Raw genomic sequence first — 1,656 nt, forward strand, 5'->3', positions numbered from 1 at the left:
ACCCGAGGCCGGCCCCGCCGACGGTCCCGCCGGCCGAACCGGCCCACCGCTCGGCCCGCCCCCTGTTCGGCGCGGAGGTATGGACGCCGACGCGGACGCTCCGGGGCGATCGGGCGGAGGACGGCGCGTGGGCGGACAGGACCGGGGAGCCGCCGGGTTCGACGGAGACGACGCTGCCGATCGATATGCCGGGTGCGGGCGTGGCCGAAGGCGCGGCTGACGAGACCGGCCCCTCCGACTTGACGGGCCTGACGGCCGCGACCGATACCACGGGTACGTCGGGCCTGTCCGGCTGGGCCGCTGTGTCGGGCCGGGACGGCGGGCCGGGGCGCAAGGGCACGGCCGACCCGACCGGTGGGCCGGGCTCCGCCGGTCCAACTGGCCGGACGGGCCTGAACGGTGGATCCGATACCGGTGGCGGTACGGGCACGAGAGGCCCGGACGGCCGGGGCCGGTCCGGTACGGCAGGTCCGGCCGACCGGCGCGGCTCGCCCGACGCGGTCGGTGTGACGGACCGGAACGGCAGGCCCGTTCCCGGCAACGTTACGGGCGCAACCGGTCCGGAGAGCCTGACCGGCTCGACCAACGCGACTGCTTCAACGCACTTGACCGACAGGGGCGGTGTGCCCGACCGGGGCGGTTCACCGGGTGGGTTCGGCTCGGTCGGCGGGTCCGGCGGGACGGGTCCGACCGACGCGGTTGGCGCGGGCGGCTCTCCTGGCGCGACCGGCCCGATGGGCCTGAACGGCCCAACCGATATGGCCGATCCAACGAGCGGGACCCACGAAAGCGGTGGGACGGACGCGAACGGACCATTCGGCTGGCTCAGCTCGACCAAGGCTGACGGTGCCCGGCCCGCCGGCCGGCCCGGCCTCCATGGTGCGGGACCAAGCGGCTCGACCGGCAGGTCTGTTGTGTCCGGCTCGGCCGGCGCAAGCGGCCTTACGAGGATGACGGACCCGGTCGGCCTGACCGGGTCGACCCATGTGGCCGGTTCGTCCGGCGTGCCCGGCGCGAGCGGCGGGTCCGGGCCCACCGGCAGCACGGGTACGGCCGGTCCGGTCGACTCGGCCGGCACGGGCGGCGTGCGTGGCGCGGTCGGCGTCGACGGACCAGGCCCGTTCGGTCTGACCGATGCGACCGCGTCCACCGGCGCCACAGGCCCGCACGGCCGGGCCGATTCGGGCGGCTTTGGTGACCCGACCAGTGCCACCGGTCCGGTCGGCCGGAACGGCGTGTCTACGTCGGCCGACGCGACCGGCCGATCTGGCTCGGCCAACTCGGTCGGCCTGATCGGTCGTACCGGCACGGTCGACCCCTCCCGCCCGCACGGCCGGGCCGATTCGGGCGGCTTTGGTGACCCGACCGGTGCCACGGGTCCGGTCGGCCGGAACGGCGTGTCTATGTCGGCCGACGCGACCGGCCGATCTGGCTCGGCCAACTCGGCCGGCCTGACCGGTCGTACAGGCACGGTCGACCCCTCCGGCCCGCACGGCCGGGCCGACTCGACCGGCTTGACCAGTCGCGCCGGTACCGGCGTCGGCACCGTCGGTCCAGCGCACCCGAACGGAACGGCCGGGTACGACGGTCCGGGCGGTGTGGCGGACGCGACCGGCCTGAGTGGTCCTACCGGCCCCGCCGACCCCACCGGCCCCG

Annotated in this window: 1 pseudogene; it reads left to right on the forward strand. The window is 76.0% G+C overall.

Annotation, left to right across the window (positions count from 1 at the left end):
* Positions 1-950: 950 nt before the first annotated feature.
* Positions 951-1,656 (forward strand): annotated as a pseudogene (locus WH07_RS36525) (hypothetical protein); the annotation flags it as partial.

Source organism: Streptomyces odonnellii (assembly GCF_000981895.1).
In the GTDB taxonomy this organism is placed as follows: Bacteria; Actinomycetota; Actinomycetes; order Streptomycetales; family Streptomycetaceae; genus Streptomyces; species Streptomyces odonnellii.